Raw genomic sequence first — 22,142 nt, 5'->3', positions numbered from 1 at the left:
ATATCCATGATTTGTATGACTTCATGTTCTTTTCCTCATGAAGACTTCTCCATTTCTAGATAAAAAATAAGAGATCTGTCGAAAAAACCTTACTACCTTTTTTTCTTTGTGCCAATAGCAACAAGTAATACGAAAAGAGCCTATAAAAAAAGCGGGCATTGAGATTACGTTACTCAACACCTGCTTTTTCTTGTTGTTATTCCATTGGATTCCTTAAAGTAAAACTTTTTGACCTTCCTTTACCACCCATTTTCACTTAGACTTTAATGCTGATTCGGTAAACCAATATCTTCTTGCGTTTGAACGCCTTTGTCTGCATAAGCAGCGTAATCCTGATTGTTGCTTTGATCCAAAATACTTCCTCCTGCAAATGATACAAAAACAATCGTTAGTGCTAATAATATTTTTTTCATAAAAAAATCTCCTCCTGTATAATAATAGTGATTTTTCGTCCCTCATTTAAATACCCATTCAGGAGACCAGCTCACCTATTCCCATTCGAAATAGACCATTTTTCGACTTATGCCTATAAGGGGACAGCAAACTGGTCCATCTTTTCTATGGAATAAGAGGACCTACTAAACCTATAAACTAATTTACCAAATTTTCAAATTTTATTTATTCTGGTTTAGCCATAATCCAGCACCGTTCTGTCTTAAAATTCGTCTTTTTCCCTGCTTAATCACTAATTTTATAACAATGAGAATAATTCAAATGTTTTTCGACATTATTCTTCCCCTACCCCTAATCTCATCATCTCGTTTTGTACCAGTTCAACGTATTTCTCTTTTTTGGTTACTTCAAAGATACAGGAAGCATTTTTTAAATAGTTCACCCCACTTTCTTCCCTATTTAGCATGACTAAGCTATCTCCACATTGATAGTTCAATTCGCCAAATAGATAGAAAGATTCATAGTTTATGCATAGTTGAATCCCTTCTAGACTATAATCCAAAGACTCTTGGTATTCTTTTTGAATATTTAACACCTTGGCTAATCCATATAAAACCCTAATTTTGATCCGGATATCCTTAATATGTGGGAGAAATCCGTACGCTTTTAAAGCTCGCTTGTATTCTGCTATCGCCTTTTCATTTTGTTTTTCTTCTTGGTAGATGATCGCCATACTATTGATAATTTCTATCTCACGCTCACTATACAAGATTTTTGGACATGTTCGAAAGGTATCCAACGACACCTGAAGCAACTCCATTGCCCTCGTAAAATCCTCTGATAAGTAATAACAACAAATCCCCTCATGCCAAGTTAAAAACTGTTTAAATTCAATGAATTGATACAGAGGACCTTTTTTTTCAGAAGAGATAATCCGCTGTACTTCCTTATAATCACGATTTCGTATGTTCATTCTAATCAAATTTTTCACTTCTTCTACATAATCATTTCGCGGGTTTTCCATTTCTTCAAAAAAATAACTAACATTCACATTGAGACGTTTGGATAATTCATACAATGTCACACTCGAAGGAATTTCATGACCATTTTCTATTTTGCTAATTTGCGCTTGCGACAATATCCCTTCTGCTAGTTTTGCTTGAGAAAGACCATTCATTTTTCTTAGTTCATAAATTAATTTCCCAATTTCCAATACAATCGCCATCCATTTCTTTATTCTTTATTATAATTATAATAGTATGAAAAATCTAAATATTTTTAAAGAATCTTATTTAAGTCGATTTCATAATGTCATTATCTAGCCATATCATGCCAACATATAGTTAAAAATGGTTTAATTCAACTATATGTTGTATCCTAATGGCGATGTATAGGTATTATGTAATAGAATAACTTACTCTTTTTTAAGGTTTAGTCAAACATAAATTAACTACCTATTAAAATACTAACTCACTTTATTTATAGATTACATTAGCAGTGTGTTCCATAAATAATTCCCCCTATATTGTTTTTGAAATATAGGTTTCACAATAACCCAAGTTCTTCATAATTCTCATAAAAAGGGAGCACAATCTACTAAGTAGACTCTGCCCCGTACCCCATTGCTATCTTGTTCGTTTCTATCCACTAATCCTTGAATAGGTCTCCTGTGTTTTTCCCCGCTCTTTATACCAGCTAAAATAGGTTTCCCCAACATCTCTTGGAATATCTTTAATGGCCTGGACATCTGCTAGCGTCCCTTTTGTCGAAACTTGAAGGGTACAAAGACCAAATTTCCTTTGCAACCATGATTCTGACATCGTCAGTTCCTCGATCTTTTTTTTATTCACCATAAACCCATTAAGAGACAAGCTACCTGTCGTCAATCGTAGAAAATCCTCTTCTTTACTGTAACTACTATAAAAATATTCAAGAATTCTCAACATCATAATAATGAGTAGCAACCCTAGTGAAATATACCATTTCTCTGGCCACCAATAAAATTGTACCACTACCACTACCAACCAAAGGATACTCGGATTTAAGAGTTTAACCCATAGTGCCTGTTTCGGAAGCTTATTTAAGCTATCTCCCGCTGGAATATTTTCGATAAAGTTTGGTAGCAAAAGAAAGGCCCGTTTTTTAGAGATAAAAGGAAACAATACCGTTGATTCCAAGTTGTCATCCGATTCCGCTCCACTACAAACAAGCTCTACCCTGATAATTCCAAAAAAGCGTCGAATAAAGGAGCTAGTAAATTTTACCGCCTGGATATTCTTTTTTTGGATCTGAAACTCTGTTGTTGTCACAATCCCCTTTTGAATCGTAATTACGTCCTCCTGACTATCCACCTTGAAGTGGCCATAACGGAGAAACGTTAACAAAACGCCAAAGACATTCGAGATGAGGAAAAAAACAATTCCTGCTACCGTCATCCAAATCCAGCTCGTTTGTAAGAATATAAGCGTTTCAGCTAAAAAAGATTCGATGTCAAAAATTTTATTCGCTTTAAATATGATTCCACCAAATATTGGAATAGACACTAAAAATCTAAGTGAAGTTAAAGAAGCAAAGACCGTATCTTTCAGGGTAACTTGGTAAATAACCCGTCCGCCGTCATGCTGCTGACCGGTCTCCTTAACGGCGATATCCTGCCTCTCACTTAACAAAGTTTGAATTCGCTCAGCTTCTGACCGTTTGATCAATTCAATTGTAACCGAAGCATCTTTTTCTTCAGATTCCGTATCTAATGTTACCTTGGTCAACCCAAAAAAACGATGAAGAAAATGGGTATGCAACTGGACATATTGTATTTGATCTAGTGAAATAAAGCGTTTCTTTTTATGCAAACGACCTTCTTCCACTGTCAATTCCTCCGCACCAAATTCATAACTGAAATTCCTCCAGCTTAGTGGGATGGACAGCAGCCGATAACCAAAAAAGACTGCAATAGCCACAAAACCAATAGGAACCCAACTTGAACTCGAATTCAATTGGAATATAACGAAAAACAAAGCGGGAAAAACCATCTCTTTAAGTGAATACCCAAACGAAAAAACCATCCATAGCGGATGTAATTTCTTTCGTTTTGAAGCTTCAACAATCAAATTAATATCCTGTCTCTCCTCCATTATTTCGGATCCCTCACCTTAGCTAGATTAGCAATGTAATTTCGCAAACTTTCAGCTTCTTCTGCTGGAATCGCCGGAATAGTATGGGTCGAAGAGGTCGTTCCTATCGTAATTGAAGCAAGGTTAAATCGTCTCAGCAGTGGACCCTGTTGCGTATTTACATATTGAACCTTTGTCATCGGAATGAGCACATGTGTTTTTTCTAATGCTCCAAATTTAAGTTGAATAAACTCTTCATTGACATCAAAGCGCCATGTTTTATGCATGTAAATAGGATAAATGAAAATCTCATAGATCGAGTATAGGACACTGAGACCTAGTATCCCAATCAGAATCGGCGAAATCCAATCATACCAATCAAAGTGATTTGCTAGATAGAGCAGAATAAACAAAACTGACAAAGTCACTACTAATGAAATTACAGCAGAGCTTCTCCAAACCTTCACTGCAAGGGGGGAAACTTGTTGCCGCGGTGCCTCCAGAACATTTTCCATTTTGATTCCTCTTTCATGTTCAATTTGTAATATCTACCTATACGCCTCCGCTGGTAATAAGTTTCATTTTTTCAATAGATTATCCATTTTCACCTATTCTAAGCACGTAAAAATACCTCACCCTAACAGCTCCCGATTCTTTTGTCAGCATTTAAAATTTGATACAATTCATCCAACTTCTGAATTTCATAGGTTGGAACTGTGTCTGTATCATTACCGGTTTCAGTAGGATTAAACCAGCATGAATCGAGTCCAGCTCTTTGTCCACCCCTTATGTCCGCCCGTAAAGAATCGCCAATAATTAAGCCTTTTTCACGCGGGAACGCAGGAATCCTCGTAAAAACATACTCAAAGAACTCCTTCATTGGCTTCTGAAATCCTGTGTCCTCTGAAACAAACACTTCGTTAAAATAAGGATATAAGCCGGAATCACGTAAGTGTTTATCCTGTGTCCGCGAAACTCCATTGGCCACAATATGTAAGACGAACCGCTTTTGAAGATTGGTGATTAACTCCAGTGCACCCTTCACAAGCTGATGTCTTCTTCTAGGTACCGACGATATTTTTTTTCTAGTTCAATGCCATCCCCACTTAAACCGTATTCCGACAACAAAAGTGAAAAACGCGTATTCACGACCTCATCACGTGTCCTCTTTCCTTCTTCAAAAGACGACCAAAGTTGTTTATTAATTCTTTCATATTGCCGCTTGATTGCGGGTGTTAAGATCAAGCCTTCGTATTCAAACAGCTTTTGCAGTGCTTCGTCTTCTGCTGCACTGAAGTCCAATAAAGTATTATCAACATCAAAAAGCAACACAGCATATTCTTTCATCCTCATTCCCCCCCTTCTGGCTTTAGACCCTTCGAACAGCCTTTACGCTGCTTCCGTCGTTTCCTCTTGCTGCTCCTGTCCACTACCACCTAATTTAAACACAATCGCACCACCAGCGATGATAACCACTCCCAGGAATTGCTCTAAGGTGAAAGGAACCTTTTCTAATCCTAGCCAGCCAAGTGAATCCCAAAGCAAAGCAAATCCGAGCTCGGACGTTAGCACAATCGAAATGGCAAAAGTAGCTCCCAGTCGTTTAATTCCTTGTACTAGACAAACCACCACACCTACACCAATCACTCCACTTCCCCAATACCACAGTCTCATATTTGATAGGACAAACAGATCCTGCCCCTCAAACAATAACCCCATAATCAGTGAAGCTAAAAAGCCTAATCCTAACACTAAGGTCGTTGTCGTCCACGATCCTGAACGCTCATTGACTTTACTATTGAATATATTTTGTATGCTGACAAGCGCCCCCGCCATCATGGCCATCGTTAGTCCTACTACCATCGCTTTTCTCCTCCTGTCCTACTCCTATACTCGTTTCCCAAGGTCTTTCCGAAGTCACTATTGTTTTTGACTGAATAACTGAATGAAAATACGTTCTCTTCCAGAAATCATTAGAAACGATACCAAAAGGTGACCCCAAGTCTTTCTATTTGGCTCTTTTCGTATACATTGTGGCTATTTCATCTAATTTTTGACTAAATCCTCCAATTCATTGTTGATTTCTATCAAATACAGACGAAATGATGCCCGTAACAAAGCTCTTTCACAGATGATTAACTGATACGAAAAGCCACAATCTTTGCGAAAACAGCCTTTCCTAATGAAAAATTCTCAATTTCTAGATTAATAATAAGAAATCAGTCGAAAAAACCTTACTACCTGTTTTTTCTTTGTGCCAATAGTAACAATATATATGAGAAGAGCCTTGCGAAAACAGCTTCACTAATAGAAAAATCTCCATTTATTCATATATATTTTGACCAGCTATTGTACTTAATCCATGCCAATCCTTCACCGCAATGAATCCACCGTTCCGCTCGACTAATTCTGCCTTACAAAGCTGTTGGATGACTCGATTTAAGTGGCGGTAGCTCGTTCCAATTAAGTTGGCCACATCCTTGAGATCTGCTGTGCTAAGATGTCCGTTTAAGAGAGAATCTGATTCATCAAACGAAATAGATAAAAGATAACTAGCCAGTCGAACATCAACGGGATGAAGTAAATTAAAGCTCAATGAATTGGACTTAATGTAGAATTTTTGTGCAATAATGTTCAAAAGAAATTGCAATAGAGGAGCATGATCTTCTCCGTATTTTTTCAACCAGCGATGATGAATTCTAAGCATCGTAACAGGCGAGACCGCTTCCACCGTATTGATGATGTCGGTTCCCCTAACATATTCAATATCGCCAATCACTTCAAGCGGCGTTTTAAAAGAGAGGATCAGCGTTTTCCCTTCTGCAGAAGTTGTATATATTTTTAACTTTCCTTTTAAAAGAACGTACAAATATTGGGCAGATTCACCTTGCGAACAAATGAGTTCACCTTGCTCAAAATGATACATTTCCAAATGAGACCTTAATCCTTCATGAAATACGGACTCCAGTTGATGTTCCTGCAAATACTGAGTTATTTGCGCTTCACTCTTCTTATGCTCCACCATTTTCATCCACCTCCTGCCGATACCTTAATTGAATCTAACCTATTATTATAAGCGTAGAATCACCACACCTACTATCATCATGCCGATCCCGATAAATTGGGGTAGCTTCATCTGCTGTTTTCTTACACCAAACCAGCCATTACTATCAATTAAAAATGTTAAAATCAACTGCGCTATGAGAAGAGCTGCTATTGTAAGCGTCACACCGATATGCTGAATGGCCGTAACATTTCCGAAAATAACAAAAGCTGCAAAAGAACCACCCATCAAATATAATGGTTTGACGCTTTTTAGTTTTTGCCATTGTCTTTCTTTCACCATGAGCAGAATGAACAGCGCTACCAGAAATCCAGTTAGCTGAGTGATCGTTGCCGCCTGCCACGTTCCAATTTCACGGCTAATCCGTGCATTAGCTACACCTTGGAGCGTAATAAATGCTCCGCCTAAAAAGGCAAATATACTTCCTTTCATTCTATCCACCTCCATTTTTCCGTTGATTTCCATCTAAAATTGAAGACAAGATGCCCCGAAACAAAGGGATATCACCGTTTACAGACTGGTTCGTAAAGCCATAATCTTTGTGCGAACAACCTTTTATATTGCTCTTTTCGTTTAATTGTTACTGATAAATGAATAACTGAATGCAAAAAGATGATTTTCAGAAAAACATTCGAGATGATACGAAAAGACGACCCAAAGCGTCTCTAATTCAAGATTTAGGTATTTATGCGAAGAACCACAAACTTTACAAAACCTATCTTTATTAAATGATATCGCTAGGGATTTTGGAAAGGACATATGTCCTCAACTTACAAAAAAAATCACGACGAACGAAAAATAATCGTCCATCGTGATTTTTATACTCTTGATAAATTCGACCACACTTGAAATCACCTGTTTTTTGGGCAGGACTGTTAATAGACGTTGTCTTATCTTCAATCCACTGGAACATTTCTGTCCCGCTGACTTTCCCACTCGCTTTTTAAGAAACCATACAAATACTCATCCACCCACTTGCCTTTGGTCAAAAAATTTTCTAACAGATGCCCTTCCCGTCTCATCGGTAATTTCTCCAAAAGACGAATAGACGGTTCATTTCTTACGTCTGTATAAGCGCTCACTTTATGCTTGTTTAACGTACCGAACAAATAGTAAAACAAACCCTTCACTGCTTCTACTGCGTACCCCTTTCCCTGATAATCATGCGAAAGCGTAAAACCAAACTCGACCATGACCGGTTCATTCAATAATGTATGAACACCGATATCCCCAATCAATTGATTATTCTCTTTTAAAGCAATTGCATATTGAAACCATGAGCCAGGGACATCAGGGGTGTTACTCAATTGATTCCTAACAAACTCTTCAGCTTGTTCATATTGATAATTCTCCCACGATTGATATTTTGCGATCACTGGATTGCTTCGATAAGCATAAAAGGCTACGATATCCTCTACCTCAAATTTCCTTATGACTAATCGACTAGTTTCAAAAAAGGCTTCTGCATTTGAATCCATCACTATTCCTCCCTACCACCTTTGAATTTCCCACCATCCATTCCACTTGATCCAAACTCTTAATTCGCTATAAGATGAGATAAAAAACAGATCTAGTCTTCATCTCCACTCAATTTCAAAAAATACTCTTTCCCCCACATCTTACACTACTTTCCATATCTATTAATATGTATAATGAAGGTAACGTGAATTAATTGGAGGTTTTCGAAATCGAGAAATATATTTGCACAACTTGTGGCACACAATATCCACCCTCTTCTCAACTTCCCAGTCACTGCGTCATCTGTAGTGAAGAACGACAGTATGTAAATCCTGAAGGCCAAAAGTGGACAACTTTAACACATATGCTCGAATCCCAAACGTATAATAATTCCTTTCAAAGTGAACAAAAGGGCCTTACTAGCCTAACCACTGAACCTCGCTTTGGCATTGGTCAAACTGCATACGTAGTAGAAGAAAAAGGATTTCGACTCTTATGGGATTGCCTTTCCTATTTAGATCAAGACACAAAACATCGCCTTTTATTAGAGGGAGGACTCGATGCCATCGCTCTATCTCATCCTCATTATTATTCTACCCAAGTAGAATGGGCTGAAGCGTTCAACTGTCCAATTTACATACACGAGGATGATAAACAATGGGTTCAGCGACCAAGTGATCAAATCATTTTTTGGAGTGGAGAAACCAATAAACTATCAAAAGGAATCACACTACACCGTTTAGGGGGGCATTTTAAGGGAGGAGCCGTCTTACACTTTGTGAGGAGCGATGAGAAAATGGGCATTCTTCTTTCGGGTGATATTATTCAAGTAGTCGCTGATAACAACTGGGTTAGCTTTATGTATAGCTACCCAAATCTTATTCCGTTACCAGGTAGCACGGTCGAAAGAATAGCCCATAAAGTAAAACCGCTACCATTTTCTCAACTCTATAATGCCTTTCAAGGAAAAATCCCCTCTGATGCAGATCAAATCATCCAAAAATCAGCTCAACGATATATCGCAGCTCTAAACGGGGAATGGTTTCAAACGTAAAGCTTATAATTGACTGTTCTTTCGTTAGAAACTTGCTCCCTGCAAATAAACAGTTCGTTATATTATTTTGAAAACAACCTAGACTTCTACTTGAATTCGCTCTAATGAGGAAAGGGTGGTACCTATTCATACACTAACTATATTCAAAATCATATTAGGCATACTTCTTTTAGTTGTCATTGGAATTATCATCAAAAACATTCAGAAAAAGGGCCTTTATGAAACAGGAAAAAGTGATAGTTTACTACTATTTTTGATTTTATTTGAATGTATAGCACTACCCGTTTGGGGCTATTTGATCACAAAATAAAAAACACTCCCCTAGACATGGACAAAACGATACTCCAACTTCATAGTGAAGCCCTTAATTTTCTAAACTAGTATTAACGGGAGAAACATGACGAAATCGACAGTAATCTTTCCTTCCGAAGTCGTCATGTTTATTTTAATATACTACTTTTTTTCAAATGCATCGAGTATAACCAAATTAGCGAGTCTATTATTACGTACATTTGCACCAAGCATTTGGACAAACCTTTAGAAGTAGTGGTAGTTACGAATCGGACTAACTATCAAGATAACAAAAATAATTTGAAGTAACGTGTTACATATTTCCTGAAATTGATTTAAATAAAAATAGACTTTAGCCCTTTTTTACCAGTCTATATCACCAGTTATAGACTGGTTCAAAAAGCAACAAACTTTGCAAAAACAGCTTTCCACAAAGTAGTTTTGAGAGCTATCACCAGATTAAATCTGCAAATTCCGGATGATCAATAAATGGATTTCTATTTCCTTGATAGTCTTCAAAAATCATATTATTTCGTCGAATTTCAAACTCATCGACAGGATCTTGTTCATGCCACTGTAGCAATACCGCTAATTTCCCATGAAAAGGAACTGATCCAGTATTGATTGTATTATTTAGCTCTAAGTCCACTTCTCCACTATCTCCTTCGTAACGTACGGCCATGTAAAATAACATTCTCGCTACGTCCCCTTTTACTTCATCTCGGGGCTCCCAGGAGTCGCTATCATAATAGTTTCCGTGGGCTTCACTATGAGGAGACCCTCCAAAATCAAAATCCTTATTTCCACGAGAAGAATTCACAGTAACATCCGTAGGGCGAAGGTGATGAAGGTCTGTTCCAGCTCCCATGCTTGTCCCAAAGTCACCATGAGACTTTGCCCAAACATGCTCGCGATTCCAATCGTTGATCCCCCCTCCATTTGTGTACTTAGATTGCGATCTTCCCGTATAAAGCAAAATCACATTAGCGGCATTTAAAGGATCCTCGTCTGTTTCGCGTAGCGCGCTCCAAACATTGTTATAGGATAATTCTGTATGATCATCAATGATGTTATGTAGCGCCGTTTTTAGTGCAGAGGCTGTTTTCCCTTCGGAATCCGCATAATAAGGACCATAGGAGGTTGTAACGGAAGTCACTTCAAATGCAGTAGAAGATTTTATCCCCTCATGAGAAAAGTAGGCAGTAAGAGACCCTGTTACTTTTAACTTTTTGCCTAGTAAACTTGGATTTGTTTTCAACCCAAAGCTGCTTCTAAATTCAGTCGAGACTTGCACATAAATCATGTTAGACGTATTCGTTTCACTAGCAGAATCCGCTAATGCAATCGCATAGTCATTAGGAAAACCTGTTGTAATAACAGACGAAGTAGATATCGGCTGCCCTACAATATAACCTTCGACAGTTTTACTAGAACCCGTTTGATTGGCACTTCCCTCGGATACTGTATAAGGGGAGTTCCACGAACCTGTTCCTGCCGCTTCTGTCACTCCAGGAAAAACTGATCCTGCTGCGAATACAAAAATGAGCATCACTACAACCAATTGCTTTACATAAACCTTCATAACCTTCCTCCTCATCAACATTAAATCACTTTAACTTTACTAGATTCATTGTTGAAATGGGTAAAGATATTATAAAATCTGAAAATTAAGAACTTCGCAGGAGGTAAAAATGAGAGGGATATAGGTCAATATTCCTTCCTTTTCCCAATAAATGCTGTGACACGGTCGTTTTGATGTTAATTCGGAATAATATTTGATTAAATCTCCCAAATAATACCATTTCATTAGTATTATATCCGTTTTATTCGTTCATTTTATTTCAACTGTGTTTTTAAGCAATTACTTATTTTGAGCTAGTGGAATGATCATGTAATGTAGATTTAATACAGAAGGGAAATGGATATCTTTAGAACTGAGCAGATTAATTTTAGAGAATGCGACTATTCTCATTTAATTACCGGAAAAACTACTAAATTAATATTTTCATTTTTTAAGTCTGAATAGAATAAAACAATTATCGTTATCAATGGAATCTAAAAAAGATGACCCCTATTCAATATAGGAATCATCTTTTAGCTGCTTAACCTCTTTTTTTATAGTGTCCTTGACATAGGTGCCAGTTTAAAAGCATCCTTTTTTAACATTAACCTTTTATTTTTCAAAGTATCTGATAAGATTTTCTTGTACTTGGTCAAGCATTGTTTTTCTTTTTTCATTATTTATAAAAGGGACCGATCCAAAAAACAAATGGTCTACAACTTCAACTCCACAAAAATTAAGGATCCCTTCATCAGATGTTTGTAACATTGCATCCTTCATCCCGATTTTCTCATAATAATCTTCGTCATTTCCTTGAGTATTAATAATAACCCCACGTTTACCTGATAAAAGCTTCTTGTAACCCCCTTCTCCATCTGGTGCATAGGCAAATCCATACGAGTAAACGCGATCAATGTATCCTTTTGCTATCGCAGGTAATCCAGTCCACCAGATTGGATAAATGAACGTCATCACATCCGCCCACTTCACATGCTCTTGCTCGGTTTGGATATCACTAGGAAGAGACCCCCCATTTTTAAATGAAGTTAAATCTTCTGGACTTAAAACAGGATCGAAGTTCATGTCATATAGGTCTCGAATTTTCACTTCATGCCCTAGACTTGTTAAGGTATTCACTGTAATTTCCTTTATTGCATGACAAAAGCTTTCATTATTTGGATGAGCGTAGATAATTAAATGGTTCATAATAAAACATCTCCTTTTTAGTACTGAATAGTACTAATTTTATTTAAAAAAAATTAAATTGTATTCAATACATTTTCCAATGAATGATCTAGGTGTTGAGAATCAGAGGTAATATCTGATAAAAGTAAAGAACCTTCTAGTGAAGAAACTATAAAACTAGCCAACTTATGACCCTCCTGATCTTTCTTAATTTCTTTATTTCCAATTCCAATATTGATGATTTTTTCAATGCTAAGGAAAAGATCTTTAAAAAATCCCCTAATTATTTTCTTGATTTGTTTAGACTGCTGAGAAGCTTGTAAATATAACGTGATTAATGGGCAACCTCCCTCTTCACCGTTCTTATCTCTAAACAGTTGATAAAGATACATGATTTTTTCTTGAACATTCCATGCTTGATTAGATTGAATCTCTTGAATACATTGATCAAGAAAAGAAATTCTCCACTTTAAAATCCCAATCGCAAGCTCTTCTTTGGTCTTAAAATGATAATAGATATTTGACTTTGAAACACGACTCTCTCTGACGACTTCGTCCATACTTGTTAGATGATAACCCTTCACAAAGAACAAATTAGCTGCTATTTCTATTACATGTTGTCTATTCGTTTTAATTGTATTCATGATTAGTACTATATAGTACTAATCATTGGATGTCAATTTTTATGATTTTTGGCAATGGCTGCTACATATCCTTAATTAATATGCGTTTACCTGTGGAAGAAAGATGGTCCGTTGAAGTTGCGCTAACCCAAAAGGGAAAAAGATATTAGACAAAACAACTCTTGCCCCAAAGGATGCTTCTTTTAGAATAACGTTTGACTAAACACATCTTCCAAGTCAGTATTCTAACGTAGAAAAGAACCTATTTTTAAGAAAATTGATCAAAATAATTCTTCTCAAGCAATTGAGGCTCTTGTTTTGAATAGGCTGTTTTCGCAAAGATTGTGTCTTTTCGAATTTGCCCTCCAATCGTGATGAAGAATGACTTCGGGCATCATTTCGCATCATTTTTAACCCGAAATGATGAATGAAAAGAGTGTTTCCATACTTTTTTGTATGCTACAGCAACAGAGTATGCGAAATGAGTCTTTGTATAAGAGTATGATCATATTTAACAGGTATTTCTCCACAATCGCACCCGATTAAAAGTATATGGTGAGCCAATTTTGTTGACAATGACTAGATACTATATTTCACCAAATTTATCACTCTAAGATCTAAACAATTCTACTGTCATGTTGATGGTAATGTCTGACGGTTTTGCAATTGTTAAGTCATGCGTGACCATTAATACACCACAATTCCTGTCTTTTTTGATAGTCTTTAATAACTAAACTATAACGTTACTAGTTTTTGGATCTAAATTGCCAGTTGGTTCGTCTGCGAATAACCAATTCGTCTCTCCAGTCAAAGGCCTGCAATGGCTACACTTTGCTGCTCTCCCCCTGAAAGTTGCGAAGGTAGGGAGTCAGGTCTTGTCACCTAGTCCAACATCATTTAATAGCTCCATTGCTCTTTCTCTTTTATTCCAAGAAACTCTTCTCGAGAAAACTGATACCGTTACATTTTTATACCTGAAGTCAGCTAGTTTATATCCTCTTATAACTTCTACCTTTTTACCGTCATACTGTATATGTCCAAATGAAGGTAAAACTAGCGTACTAATTAAACTTAAAAGAGTGGAATTTCCTAAACCGGGTGGCCCGATAATAACTGTAAATTCATTTCTCCTTATTGTTAAATTAATTGTATCTAGCACTGTGTACTGTGATCTTTATACATCTATCTTTAAAAATTTTTGATAAATTCTCTAAAACAATGCTTGAATCTACTTCTTTTCTCCCTTGGATTATTGATTTTCAACTTGCTTCATTCCTCATCCCTAATGCCGAAGTGATGTTTGATGCAATTTCTGCCGGGACCAAAGAACCAAATACTACAATAAATAAAGTCAGTACTCCAGGTAGAAAAAGAAACCGTAGCTGATTGATTTCAAAATCCCCATACATTGCTATAATAATTTGGAAAGAAGGAAATATACATAATAGACCTGCAATTAATCCTTCGAAAAAAATTAATTTCCAAGTCGCAAGCTTATTCCAGCCTTCACCACACGATAAGTACCTAGCATTTCCTTAGTGGGTGGTCGATGTAGACTTTCACCACCTAGATAATTGCCATGTATGGCAAGCAAAAAAGACAACCGGCATACGCCGGTTGTCTTCCTTCTTCCTAGTTTTTTGAAGCATTCATCGCTTCAAACTCTTCCTTACTTGGACCATACACGCCAGGTACTTTCAGTTTAGCTTGTCTCATCAGAACGGTCAGTTGTCCGCGGTGATGGGCCTGATGCTGAATGAGCAAGCGGAATAATGACTGCATTGGCATTTCCATCCCGAAAACATTTACCATTTCGCTCATTTTATCATCAGAAAGCTGTTCGGAAACGGCTTCTACTAGACGCCCGCTTATAGTTTTATACGTGTCGCTGATTTCAGTTGCAGATGACGGCGCTGATTTCCGAAGATCCGGCACCTCAAAGCTGACCCCAACCTGAGCTGGGAAGTAATAAGTCGCTCCCGTGATATGCCAGGCTACGCTTCCAAGGCTGTATAACTCTTGAGAAACCGCTTCCTTCAATGACTCATCGGTCAGGGCATTGAGAATCTTTTGGGTTAAAGCTGCTTCTTGTTTCCATTCTTGTAAGAAATCATTTACGGTTGTGAACATGGATATTTCCCCCTTTAATGTGAAAGAACAATTTTCTTCCATATTGTATCATGTTCACATGCTGTTATGCCTCTCTTAAGGTGAAGTTTTGGAGCTTGTATTATTACGTCTATTCTCGGGAGTTTATAGGATCTTTTGATTCATGTCCTCTTTCTGTATGATGATTCTCTGAAACCTTCAAAAGGGAAGAACTCTAGACCGTGCTCAATACTACTTATCAATAAGGAAGGCATTGTATTCACAGCCGTTCTAGAGAAGGTAATTCAAGAAATATTCGCTTATTAAAGTAGTGTGCTGAAACTCGTTACCAGTACCGCAACCATGCCTTGTGCCAAGGGACTTAAATCCTCGGTGATTTCTTCAGTTACATACCATATGAAAGCATAATGTGCGAGACCGAATGTAATTGCATGAAGCAATTGTTTAGCAATAAAAATACTTGGGTTGCTAAATCAAAAAAACAAAGCCGACCTAATAATTGGCGAAAGAGAAACTAACAAAAGCTTTATCAATATTTATATTTTCTTGATGAATTGCTCCGTAATGCCGCCCTTTTTAATGGGTCTTGAACTAAGGGATAATCGTCGGATCGGCACCAAACCACGTTTGAACTTCATTATCCTCTGTTACGGGCTCAATCCAGCAAACACCAAATCGAAAATTCTTGTCCTCTGTTGTGGAGAAGGTTTTATATTGAACTCCATTACTAACATAACTACCAGAATAATCATAACCTTGATATCGATGCTGTTTATCGACAAACTCACCCTCAGCCCCTATTGTGAGCTTGATATTATCTTTGTAAAAGGCTATCGATTCTAGTCTTTCACCACATTCAACGTCCCCTTCTACATCAAGCGAGGGTAGACAACATTTAATCGTTTTCTCTTCGTCGCTTTTCTTATATTCACATTGAATTAAATACCTTCCACTTACGTCTGGACACCACCGATCTAAGTCTATTGTTATTGCCTTATACTCAACCTCCCTATCGTTAATGAACAATTTTATACATCCTAATGGGGTCACTAGCATAATATATCTCCTAGTATTCATATTTCATTCAATTCAACAGCCGAAAAAATAGTACACAAACGACCGAAACCTATTATTACTCTCCTTTAAAAAACGTGTATTGGTTACACCATTTTTTCTACTTAATCCATTTAAAAGACGTAAGTAAGCACTTGCTCGTGAATACTTACGGAAGAGGTCGTAATAGTAAAGACACTAAGTGTACTAAGATGTCGTGAAGGATATTAAATGGATGTAAATCAAAAAAATAAAGAAAAGCGCAAGGCGTACCCCCTGGATTTAGACATAACCTCTACTAAACTTTTTTACTTTTTACCTATTTCTATTTTGATTCTTCCTTTTCCTTCTCCTGACAAGCACATTACCTTACCATTTTTTTCACAAGCTCACGATTTTTCTCTTTAAATATCTCATTATGTGAGGAGACCATTGCGTGCGCTTCAGCTTCTGGTTGAATATACTGCTTGGCTTTATTTACTGCATTAGCTGCATCCTGAAATGCCCCTGCAATTAAGTGGACTTTCCCTTCATGGTGTAGGATATCACCGGCTGCGTATAAGCCCGGTACTGAAGACTCACTTGTGACATTACCGGCGATATAAACGCCATTTAGCATCTCAATCTCTAACTGGCTATTTTTCAATAAGGAAGAGTCCTGTTCATAACCATGACTAATGACTAATTCATCTAGATTATAGATTTTCTTTTCATTTGATTGAAGATGGTTGATTTCAATCATTTCTATCTTTTGGTGAGACTCGTCTGATAGCAGTTTCGATATCGTACTATTCATGTAGCATTGCACAGAGCTATTTATAATTTGGTTCACTTGGGCTTCGTGAGCTGTAAATTGATCTTTTCTGTGCACAAGAAACACTTCCTTGGCTACCATTTGTAGCTCCACTGCCCAGTCGAGTGCCGCATTTCCTCCTCCTGAAATAAACACTGTTTTATCCTTAAACATTTGTAATGACTTAACCGTATAATGTAAATTCGATACTTCGTATTTCTCTGCTCCTTCAATCGCAAGCTTCTGTGGCTTTAAGATTCCGCTCCCAACAGCAACGATGACCGTTTTAGAGTAGTGGACTTTATCTGAATCTGGATTCAGAACAAATAGTTCTCCGCTTTTAGAAATGCTCGTTACTTTTTCATTTAACACCACCTCAGGGTGAAAGGTTAGTCCTTGTTGAACGATTTGATCGATGAATTTCTCTCCTAATATCGGTGGTTGTCCACCAACATCCCAAATCATTTTTTCTGGGTATGCATGCACTTTTCCGCCTAACTCTGGTTGAAATTCAATAATTTTTGTTTTCATACCTCTTAACCCACTATAAAATGCTGAATACAATCCAGCTGGTCCTCCTCCAATTATCGTTACATCAAATACGTCATTTTCATTCAATGAAAATACCCCCACACAAATATAATTGATTATCATTCTCAATTACACTATAGCTTCTCTCATTTATTATTTCAAGAGATATAAGGTTGACAATGAGAATTTCGCATTATATGATATTGATAATCATTATCACTTGATTATTGATTGAACACTACTAATACCTAAGGGGGTTACATATGGTTCGCCTAAAGACGAAAGAATTGCAGATAGGATATGGTGAACATTTAATTGTAAACGACCTAAATATAGAAATTCCTGACCATCAAATTACCACTATTATTGGTTCAAATGGGTGTGGAAAATCAACCTTATTAAAGGCGTTAACAAGAATCATACCGTTTCAACAAGGTGAAGTGCTTCTAGACGGAAAGAATATTGCAAGAGAAAACACGAAAAAGCTCGCCCTTAAAATGGCCCTCCTTCCTCAAACAGCCGAAAGCGCACAAGGTCTAACAGTCGGAGAACTAGTCTCATATGGGCGCTTTCCCCATCAACAAGGGTTTGGACGGTTGACACAAAAGGACTATGACGTCATTCATTGGGCGCTAGAAGTGACAAGTACTCTACCTTATAAGCACATGCCTGTAGATTCCTTATCTGGAGGTCAACGTCAACGTGTCTGGATTGCAATGGCTCTTGCCCAAGAAACAGAGATAATCTTCTTAGATGAGCCAACCACGTATTTGGATATGGCCCACCAACTGGAAATTCTGCAACTATTAAAAAATTTGAACCAAGAACAAAATCGTACCATTATCATGGTGTTGCATGACCTCAATCTTGCTGCCCGCTTTGCTGACTACATCATTGCCTTAAAGAACGGAAACATTGTCAAAGCAGGTAGTTGTGAAGAAGTTATGCAACCTGAGGTATTAAGAGAGGTATTCGAGATTGATGCTTTCATCGGAACAGATCCTCGAACCAATAAACCAATGTGTGTAACCTATCAATTATTAAAAGGAGATCAAAATAATGAAGAAACTACTCATTCCCTTTATTCTATTGCTGCTAGTCGTTAGTGCTTGTGGCAACGACTCAACAAACGGTACATCTTCAAATACAAAAAATGCTGCACCTGAAACCATTACATATCAGTCTGAAAATGGTCCCATTGAAGTACCCGCAGACCCAGAACGTGTCCTTGTTCTTTCTTCATTCGCAGGAAATGTGATGGCATTAGACGTAAACTTAGTCGGGGTTGATTCATGGTCAAAAATGAATCCTCGATTTGATGAACAGTTGAAAAATGTGGAAGAAGTAACTGATGATAACTTAGAAAAAATAATTGAACTAGATCCAGATTTAATTATTGGGCTTTCTACTATTAATAATGTGGACAAATTAAATGAGATTGCACCTACTGTAACGTTCACTTATGGAAAAGTAGATTACTTAACGCAACATTTAGAAATTGGAAAACTATTAAATAAAGAAGAAGAAGCCAAAGCATGGGTGGATGATTTTAAACAACGTGCCGCTCAAGCTGGAGAAGATATTCGCTCGAAAATCGGTGAAGACACAACGGTTAGCGTTATTGAAAATTTTGACAAGCAATTATATGTTTTCGGTGACAACTGGGGACGCGGTACGGAACTCCTTTACCAAGAAATGAAACTTGCTATGCCTGAAAAAGTAAAAGAAATGGCATTAGAAGCCGGTTATTATGCACTATCCCTAGAAGTGCTACCTGAATTTGCTGGTGATTACATGATTATTAGTAAAAATCCAGATACAGATAACTCGTTCCAAGAAACAGCAACCTATCAGGAAATACCTGCTGTGAAAAACAAGCAAGCACTCGAAGTCAATGCGAAAGAATTTTATTTCAATGATCCCTTAACACTCGATTATCAGCTAGACTTTTTCATTAATCAATTCTTAAGTGAATAAATCAATATTTCAAGAAAAGGAATTCTCATGTTTAGAATTCCTTTTCCTCTACTCTAAAAAAAGGATTTTGGATGTATGAAAAAAAACATTGTACCCTTCTATCTAAAACTTTTCCTCAGCATCCTTGGATTACTCGCCATGTTTATCGTTTCAATGGTGTTTGGCGCAGCAGATATTTCTACTAAGGATGTTTGGCTAGCATTGTTTTCAAGTGTTGAAAACGAACATATATTAATCATTCGTGAAATACGTCTCCCTAGAGAAGTTGCTGCTATTTTTGTTGGGGCCGCATTAGCGATCGCGGGTGCAATTATGCAAGGAATGACACGTAATCCACTTGCAGATCCTGGCTTATTGGGCTTAACAGCTGGGGCTAACGCTGCATTAGCGGTCACATTAGCTTTCCTCCCTTCCGCCAATTATTTTTGGATTATGATCGCCTGCTTTTTGGGAGCTGGAATTGGGGCTATCTTAGTATTCGGAATAGGGTCATTAAAAAAAGGAGGCTTTTCTCCACTTAGATTAGTATTGGCAGGAGCAGCGGTGTCTGCCTTCTTATATGCAATTGCTGAAGGTGTCGGGATTTATTTTAAAATTTCTAAGGACATTTCAATGTGGACAGCGGGAGGCATTATTGGTACCACATGGAGTCAACTCGAAATCATTATACCTGTCGTGGGCATTGGTATCCTCATTAGTCTTTTCCTATCAAGGCAATTGACCATCCTGAGCTTAAGTGAAGAAGTCGCCATTGGCTTAGGTCAGAATACCCTTTTCATTAAAACGGTCTTTTTTATTGTAATCATTTTATTAGCCGGTGCTTCTGTTGCTCTCGTTGGAAACATGGCCTTTGTAGGATTAATGGTTCCTCATATTGTTCGAGCAATTGTTGGAACGGATTATAGATTTATCTTGCCGATGTCAGCGGTAGTAGGTGCCCTCTTTATGTTGTTCGCTGATACGATCGGTCGGACCATCAATGCACCTTATGAAACGCCCATTGCCGCAATCGTTTCATTAATGGGATTGCCCTTCTTTTTATTAATTGTTCATAAAGGAGGTCGAGCTTTCTCATGATTTCTTCACAGCTTTTGAGAAAACAACGGATGATTGTCATCATTTTAATCATGCTTCTGTTAGGAACATTTATTTTAGCGTTAGGCTTAGGTTATTCTTCTTTAAGCTATAACCGTATACTCCCAACATTATTGGGTTATGGAAACTTCAAAGAAGAATTCGTCCTCTTTTCGGTCAGGATGCCCCGTATTATTGTAACCATTTTGGCTGGAATGGCTCTTTCTCTTTCAGGTGCCATCTTACAAGCGATTACACGGAATGATTTAGCCGATCCTGGCATTATTGGGATAAATGCTGGTGCGGGTGTTGGAGTTTCTCTTTACTTTCTATTTTTCCCAATTAGTGCGACGACTTTTGTCTACATGCTACCATTCATGGGATTTTTAGGTGCTTTGATAACCGCTGGATTGATACTACTATTTTCCTATCAAAAGACGACTGGCATTCAGCCCGTACGGTTAATTTTAGTAGGTATTGGATTTGCAATGGCCCTTTCTGGATTAATGATTATCTTAATCTCTTCTGCAGAACGTTCGAAAGTGGACTTCATCGCGAAATGGATTGCAGGAAACATTTGGGGATCCGATTGGAAATTTATCTTGGCCATGCTGCCTTGGTTATTATTGTTGATTCCATATACTTTTTATAAAGCCAAAACCTTAAATCTCTTAGCTATGAGCGAGCAATCATCCATTGGATTAGGTGTTTCGGTGAATAAAGAACGACTAATCCTGCTCTTAACCTCTGTTGCGTTAGCTTCATCGGCTGTTTCCGTCACAGGAGGAATCGCATTTGTAGGGCTGATCGCTCCTCATATGGCAAAAGCATTAGTTGGACCCAGACATCAATTGTATCTTCCAATAGCCATACTTATAGGTGGTTGGCTATTGATGGTCGCAGATACGATTGGTCGAAATGTACTTGAGCCCGGTGGGATTCCAGCCGGCATCATGATTTCCCTTATTGGTGCTCCCTATTTCATTTATTTGTTATTAAAGAAATAGGATACGCTTTAAACTCACATTTCGCAGGTCAGATCTAGACTTAGCCAATTTTTTAGATTAAGTTTTTAAAAACGTTTAATTCTTCTATTCAGCCGACAAATTTTCCTTTTTTTCTTCAATTGTCGGCTGTATTCGACATGTCCAGAACGGTCTGGCTGAATTTCACGTTAGTTCTTTACTGATTCTTTCTGTTTCGACACGTATATCGAGGGGTCATACCCGGCTAAACACACAATTCGCTTGGTTTGTTCTTGGATGTTGTCTGGCAGGTACCTCATGGTTTCCGATCCTTGTCGGATGACGATGATACGAACGTCATTCAATTGTTCTAACAGTGCTTGTCCGGTCGGTTCAAACAGTTTCCGTTTTCCCATGAGGATCAAGGGTTCTTCCTGCTTTTTCATTTCAGCACGGATTCGATATTCAAGCATGCCATAGATTAATAACGCCACCACATAGACGATACCAAGCGCTTCAATACGTTCCGGCGTTTTGACAAAGACGGCGTCGATCATCTGTGCATCCTTGAGTAACCGAAATCGGGTCTCCGCCGCCGATTGACCTTTATAGGTTGTAAGCATGTCCACATCGGAAAGCCTCGAGCGATCCATCCGGTTGGTCATTAAAATAAACGTGCTCAATAGCCTTAATTTTTGGTCGATTTTCCCTTGATTTTCCTCAAGGAACGATAAACGGACCCGGTAAACGGTGGCGGTCTGAGTGACTTCGTCTTTCTTGGGTCGTCCACGGCGTTCGCGTTTGATCGGTTCTTCTCCGATATCGATTGCGTTAGCTATAGCCTCTTCTTGGCTAGTTTGCGCTTGCGGCACCTGCTGGGTTCTTTCTGCTTCAGTGAGTC

At 37.8% G+C, this 22,142-nt stretch carries 21 protein-coding genes and 2 pseudogenes; 5 read left to right on the top strand and 18 right to left on the bottom strand.

Translation table 11 applies throughout. From position 1 onward, the window contains the following. Positions 1 to 263 precede the first annotated feature (263 nt). From U8D43_RS09660 to U8D43_RS09620, 9 genes and pseudogenes are all read right to left on the bottom strand, one after another. The gene (locus U8D43_RS09660; protein ID WP_335870975.1) at positions 264 to 413 is read right to left on the bottom strand and encodes a hypothetical protein; all 150 of its coding nucleotides are present in this window, start codon (positions 411 to 413) and stop codon (positions 264 to 266) included. Between the two features lie 314 nt (positions 414 to 727). After that, positions 728 to 1,606: a helix-turn-helix domain-containing protein gene (locus tag U8D43_RS09655; protein WP_335870974.1), complete on the bottom strand. Its 879-nt coding sequence runs from the start codon at positions 1,604 to 1,606 to the stop codon at positions 728 to 730. A 427-nt stretch (positions 1,607 to 2,033) separates the two neighbouring features. Further along, positions 2,034 to 3,524 (bottom strand): PH domain-containing protein, encoded by a 1,491-nt coding sequence (locus U8D43_RS09650; protein WP_335870973.1) that lies wholly within the window; start codon positions 3,522 to 3,524, stop codon positions 2,034 to 2,036. Next, a complete protein-coding gene (locus U8D43_RS09645) occupies positions 3,524 to 4,018 on the bottom strand; it encodes a PH domain-containing protein (RefSeq protein WP_335870972.1) in 495 nt (164 codons plus the stop codon). The genes U8D43_RS09650 and U8D43_RS09645 overlap by 1 nt, the downstream gene beginning before the upstream one ends. 122 nt (positions 4,019 to 4,140) lie before the next feature. Further along, positions 4,141 to 4,850, bottom strand: a pseudogene (locus U8D43_RS09640) (YjjG family noncanonical pyrimidine nucleotidase). 42 nt (positions 4,851 to 4,892) lie between these two features. Next, entirely contained in the window at positions 4,893 to 5,366 is a 474-nt protein-coding gene (locus tag U8D43_RS09635) for a DMT family transporter (protein ID WP_335870971.1), read from the bottom strand. A gap of 460 nt (positions 5,367 to 5,826) precedes the next feature. Next, positions 5,827 to 6,534 carry a Crp/Fnr family transcriptional regulator gene (locus tag U8D43_RS09630; RefSeq protein ID WP_335870970.1) on the bottom strand — a complete coding sequence of 236 codons (708 nt, stop codon included), beginning with the start codon at positions 6,532 to 6,534 and terminating at the stop codon, positions 5,827 to 5,829. Positions 6,535 to 6,573: 39 nt separating this feature from the next. Further along, positions 6,574 to 6,999, bottom strand: a complete 426-nt coding sequence (locus U8D43_RS09625) for a DMT family transporter (RefSeq protein ID WP_335870969.1) — start codon at positions 6,997 to 6,999, stop codon at positions 6,574 to 6,576. A 464-nt stretch (positions 7,000 to 7,463) separates the two neighbouring features. Further along, complete coding sequence (locus U8D43_RS09620; protein WP_335870968.1) at positions 7,464 to 8,045, bottom strand: GNAT family N-acetyltransferase; 582 nt, start codon at positions 8,043 to 8,045, stop codon at positions 7,464 to 7,466. A gap of 209 nt (positions 8,046 to 8,254) precedes the next feature. On the opposite strand from U8D43_RS09620, the gene U8D43_RS09615 reads away from it, so the two are divergent. Continuing rightward, entirely contained in the window at positions 8,255 to 9,079 is an 825-nt protein-coding gene (locus U8D43_RS09615; protein WP_335870990.1) for an MBL fold metallo-hydrolase, read from the top strand. A gap of 742 nt (positions 9,080 to 9,821) precedes the next feature. Here the strand turns inward: U8D43_RS09615 and U8D43_RS09610 are convergent. The 8 genes from U8D43_RS09610 to U8D43_RS09580 all read right to left on the bottom strand — a co-directional run bounded on the left by U8D43_RS09610 (position 9,822) and on the right by U8D43_RS09580 (position 17,312). After that, positions 9,822 to 10,919 (bottom strand): endonuclease, encoded by a 1,098-nt coding sequence (locus U8D43_RS09610; protein ID WP_442893587.1) that lies wholly within the window; start codon positions 10,917 to 10,919, stop codon positions 9,822 to 9,824. A gap of 624 nt (positions 10,920 to 11,543) precedes the next feature. Beyond that, positions 11,544 to 12,137: an NAD(P)H-dependent oxidoreductase gene (locus tag U8D43_RS09600; RefSeq protein ID WP_335870966.1), complete on the bottom strand. Its 594-nt coding sequence runs from the start codon at positions 12,135 to 12,137 to the stop codon at positions 11,544 to 11,546. A gap of 53 nt (positions 12,138 to 12,190) precedes the next feature. Then, complete coding sequence (locus tag U8D43_RS09595; protein WP_335870965.1) at positions 12,191 to 12,760, bottom strand: TetR/AcrR family transcriptional regulator; 570 nt, start codon at positions 12,758 to 12,760, stop codon at positions 12,191 to 12,193. Between the two features lie 847 nt (positions 12,761 to 13,607). After that, entirely contained in the window at positions 13,608 to 13,898 is a 291-nt protein-coding gene (locus U8D43_RS20965) for an ATP-binding cassette domain-containing protein (protein WP_442893585.1), read from the bottom strand. 473 nt (positions 13,899 to 14,371) lie between these two features. Further along, positions 14,372 to 14,869, bottom strand: coding sequence for a DinB family protein (locus U8D43_RS09590; RefSeq protein WP_335870964.1), 498 nt, complete (start codon positions 14,867 to 14,869; stop codon positions 14,372 to 14,374). Between the two features lie 281 nt (positions 14,870 to 15,150). Further along, a complete protein-coding gene (locus U8D43_RS21165) occupies positions 15,151 to 15,306 on the bottom strand; it encodes a hypothetical protein (protein ID WP_503627279.1) in 156 nt (51 codons plus the stop codon). A gap of 133 nt (positions 15,307 to 15,439) precedes the next feature. Next, positions 15,440 to 15,874, bottom strand: a complete 435-nt coding sequence (locus U8D43_RS09585; RefSeq protein WP_335870963.1) for a hypothetical protein — start codon at positions 15,872 to 15,874, stop codon at positions 15,440 to 15,442. 391 nt (positions 15,875 to 16,265) lie between these two features. Next, the gene (locus U8D43_RS09580) at positions 16,266 to 17,312 is read right to left on the bottom strand and encodes an NAD(P)/FAD-dependent oxidoreductase (RefSeq protein ID WP_335870962.1); all 1,047 of its coding nucleotides are present in this window, start codon (positions 17,310 to 17,312) and stop codon (positions 16,266 to 16,268) included. 176 nt (positions 17,313 to 17,488) lie between these two features. Between U8D43_RS09580 and U8D43_RS09575 the strand changes: the two genes are divergently transcribed. The 4 genes from U8D43_RS09575 (at position 17,489) to U8D43_RS09560 (ending at position 21,283) form a co-directional block, all read left to right on the top strand. Beyond that, positions 17,489 to 18,331 carry an ABC transporter ATP-binding protein gene (locus tag U8D43_RS09575; RefSeq protein ID WP_335870961.1) on the top strand — a complete coding sequence of 281 codons (843 nt, stop codon included), beginning with the start codon at positions 17,489 to 17,491 and terminating at the stop codon, positions 18,329 to 18,331. Continuing rightward, on the top strand, positions 18,285 to 19,202 hold the full coding sequence (locus U8D43_RS09570; protein WP_335870960.1) for an iron-hydroxamate ABC transporter substrate-binding protein: 918 nt from the start codon (positions 18,285 to 18,287) through the stop codon (positions 19,200 to 19,202). Before U8D43_RS09575 ends, U8D43_RS09570 begins: the two co-directional genes overlap by 47 nt. Before the next feature lie 75 nt (positions 19,203 to 19,277). Next, positions 19,278 to 20,279, top strand: coding sequence for a FecCD family ABC transporter permease (locus U8D43_RS09565; RefSeq protein ID WP_335870959.1), 1,002 nt, complete (start codon positions 19,278 to 19,280; stop codon positions 20,277 to 20,279). Next, positions 20,276 to 21,283: a FecCD family ABC transporter permease gene (locus U8D43_RS09560; protein ID WP_335870958.1), complete on the top strand. Its 1,008-nt coding sequence runs from the start codon at positions 20,276 to 20,278 to the stop codon at positions 21,281 to 21,283. The genes U8D43_RS09565 and U8D43_RS09560 overlap by 4 nt, the downstream gene beginning before the upstream one ends. 167 nt (positions 21,284 to 21,450) lie before the next feature. On the opposite strand, the pseudogene U8D43_RS09555 reads toward U8D43_RS09560, so the two are convergent. After that, positions 21,451 to 22,142 (bottom strand): annotated as a pseudogene (locus U8D43_RS09555) (hypothetical protein); the annotation flags it as partial.

Source organism: Bacillus sp. 2205SS5-2, from assembly GCF_037024155.1.
GTDB lineage: Bacteria > Bacillota > Bacilli > Bacillales > Bacillaceae_K > Bacillus_CI.
Note: the sequence above shows the minus strand (reverse complement) of the source record. Positions and strands in the feature narration are given on the sequence as shown.

What these genes read in the sequence shown, in the direction of transcription:
- U8D43_RS09610 (WP_442893587.1), bottom strand. Translation starts at nt 10,919, where the DNA reads ATGCTCATTTTTGTATTCGCAGCAGGATCAGTTTTTCCTGGAGTGACA.
- U8D43_RS09645 (WP_335870972.1), bottom strand. Translation starts at nt 4,018, where the DNA reads ATGGAAAATGTTCTGGAGGCACCGCGGCAACAAGTTTCCCCCCTTGCA.
- U8D43_RS09635 (WP_335870971.1), bottom strand. Translation starts at nt 5,366, where the DNA reads ATGGTAGTAGGACTAACGATGGCCATGATGGCGGGGGCGCTTGTCAGC.
- U8D43_RS09560 (WP_335870958.1), top strand. Translation starts at nt 20,276, where the DNA reads ATGATTTCTTCACAGCTTTTGAGAAAACAACGGATGATTGTCATCATT.
- U8D43_RS09650 (WP_335870973.1), bottom strand. Translation starts at nt 3,524, where the DNA reads ATGGAGGAGAGACAGGATATTAATTTGATTGTTGAAGCTTCAAAACGA.
- U8D43_RS09575 (WP_335870961.1), top strand. Translation starts at nt 17,489, where the DNA reads ATGGTTCGCCTAAAGACGAAAGAATTGCAGATAGGATATGGTGAACAT.
- U8D43_RS09590 (WP_335870964.1), bottom strand. Translation starts at nt 14,869, where the DNA reads ATGTTCACAACCGTAAATGATTTCTTACAAGAATGGAAACAAGAAGCA.
- U8D43_RS09660 (WP_335870975.1), bottom strand. Translation starts at nt 413, where the DNA reads ATGAAAAAAATATTATTAGCACTAACGATTGTTTTTGTATCATTTGCA.
- U8D43_RS09570 (WP_335870960.1), top strand. Translation starts at nt 18,285, where the DNA reads ATGAAGAAACTACTCATTCCCTTTATTCTATTGCTGCTAGTCGTTAGT.
- U8D43_RS09595 (WP_335870965.1), bottom strand. Translation starts at nt 12,760, where the DNA reads ATGAATACAATTAAAACGAATAGACAACATGTAATAGAAATAGCAGCT.
- U8D43_RS09620 (WP_335870968.1), bottom strand. Translation starts at nt 8,045, where the DNA reads ATGGATTCAAATGCAGAAGCCTTTTTTGAAACTAGTCGATTAGTCATA.
- U8D43_RS09630 (WP_335870970.1), bottom strand. Translation starts at nt 6,534, where the DNA reads ATGAAAATGGTGGAGCATAAGAAGAGTGAAGCGCAAATAACTCAGTAT.
- U8D43_RS09600 (WP_335870966.1), bottom strand. Translation starts at nt 12,137, where the DNA reads ATGAACCATTTAATTATCTACGCTCATCCAAATAATGAAAGCTTTTGT.
- U8D43_RS09565 (WP_335870959.1), top strand. Translation starts at nt 19,278, where the DNA reads ATGAAAAAAAACATTGTACCCTTCTATCTAAAACTTTTCCTCAGCATC.
- U8D43_RS09625 (WP_335870969.1), bottom strand. Translation starts at nt 6,999, where the DNA reads ATGAAAGGAAGTATATTTGCCTTTTTAGGCGGAGCATTTATTACGCTC.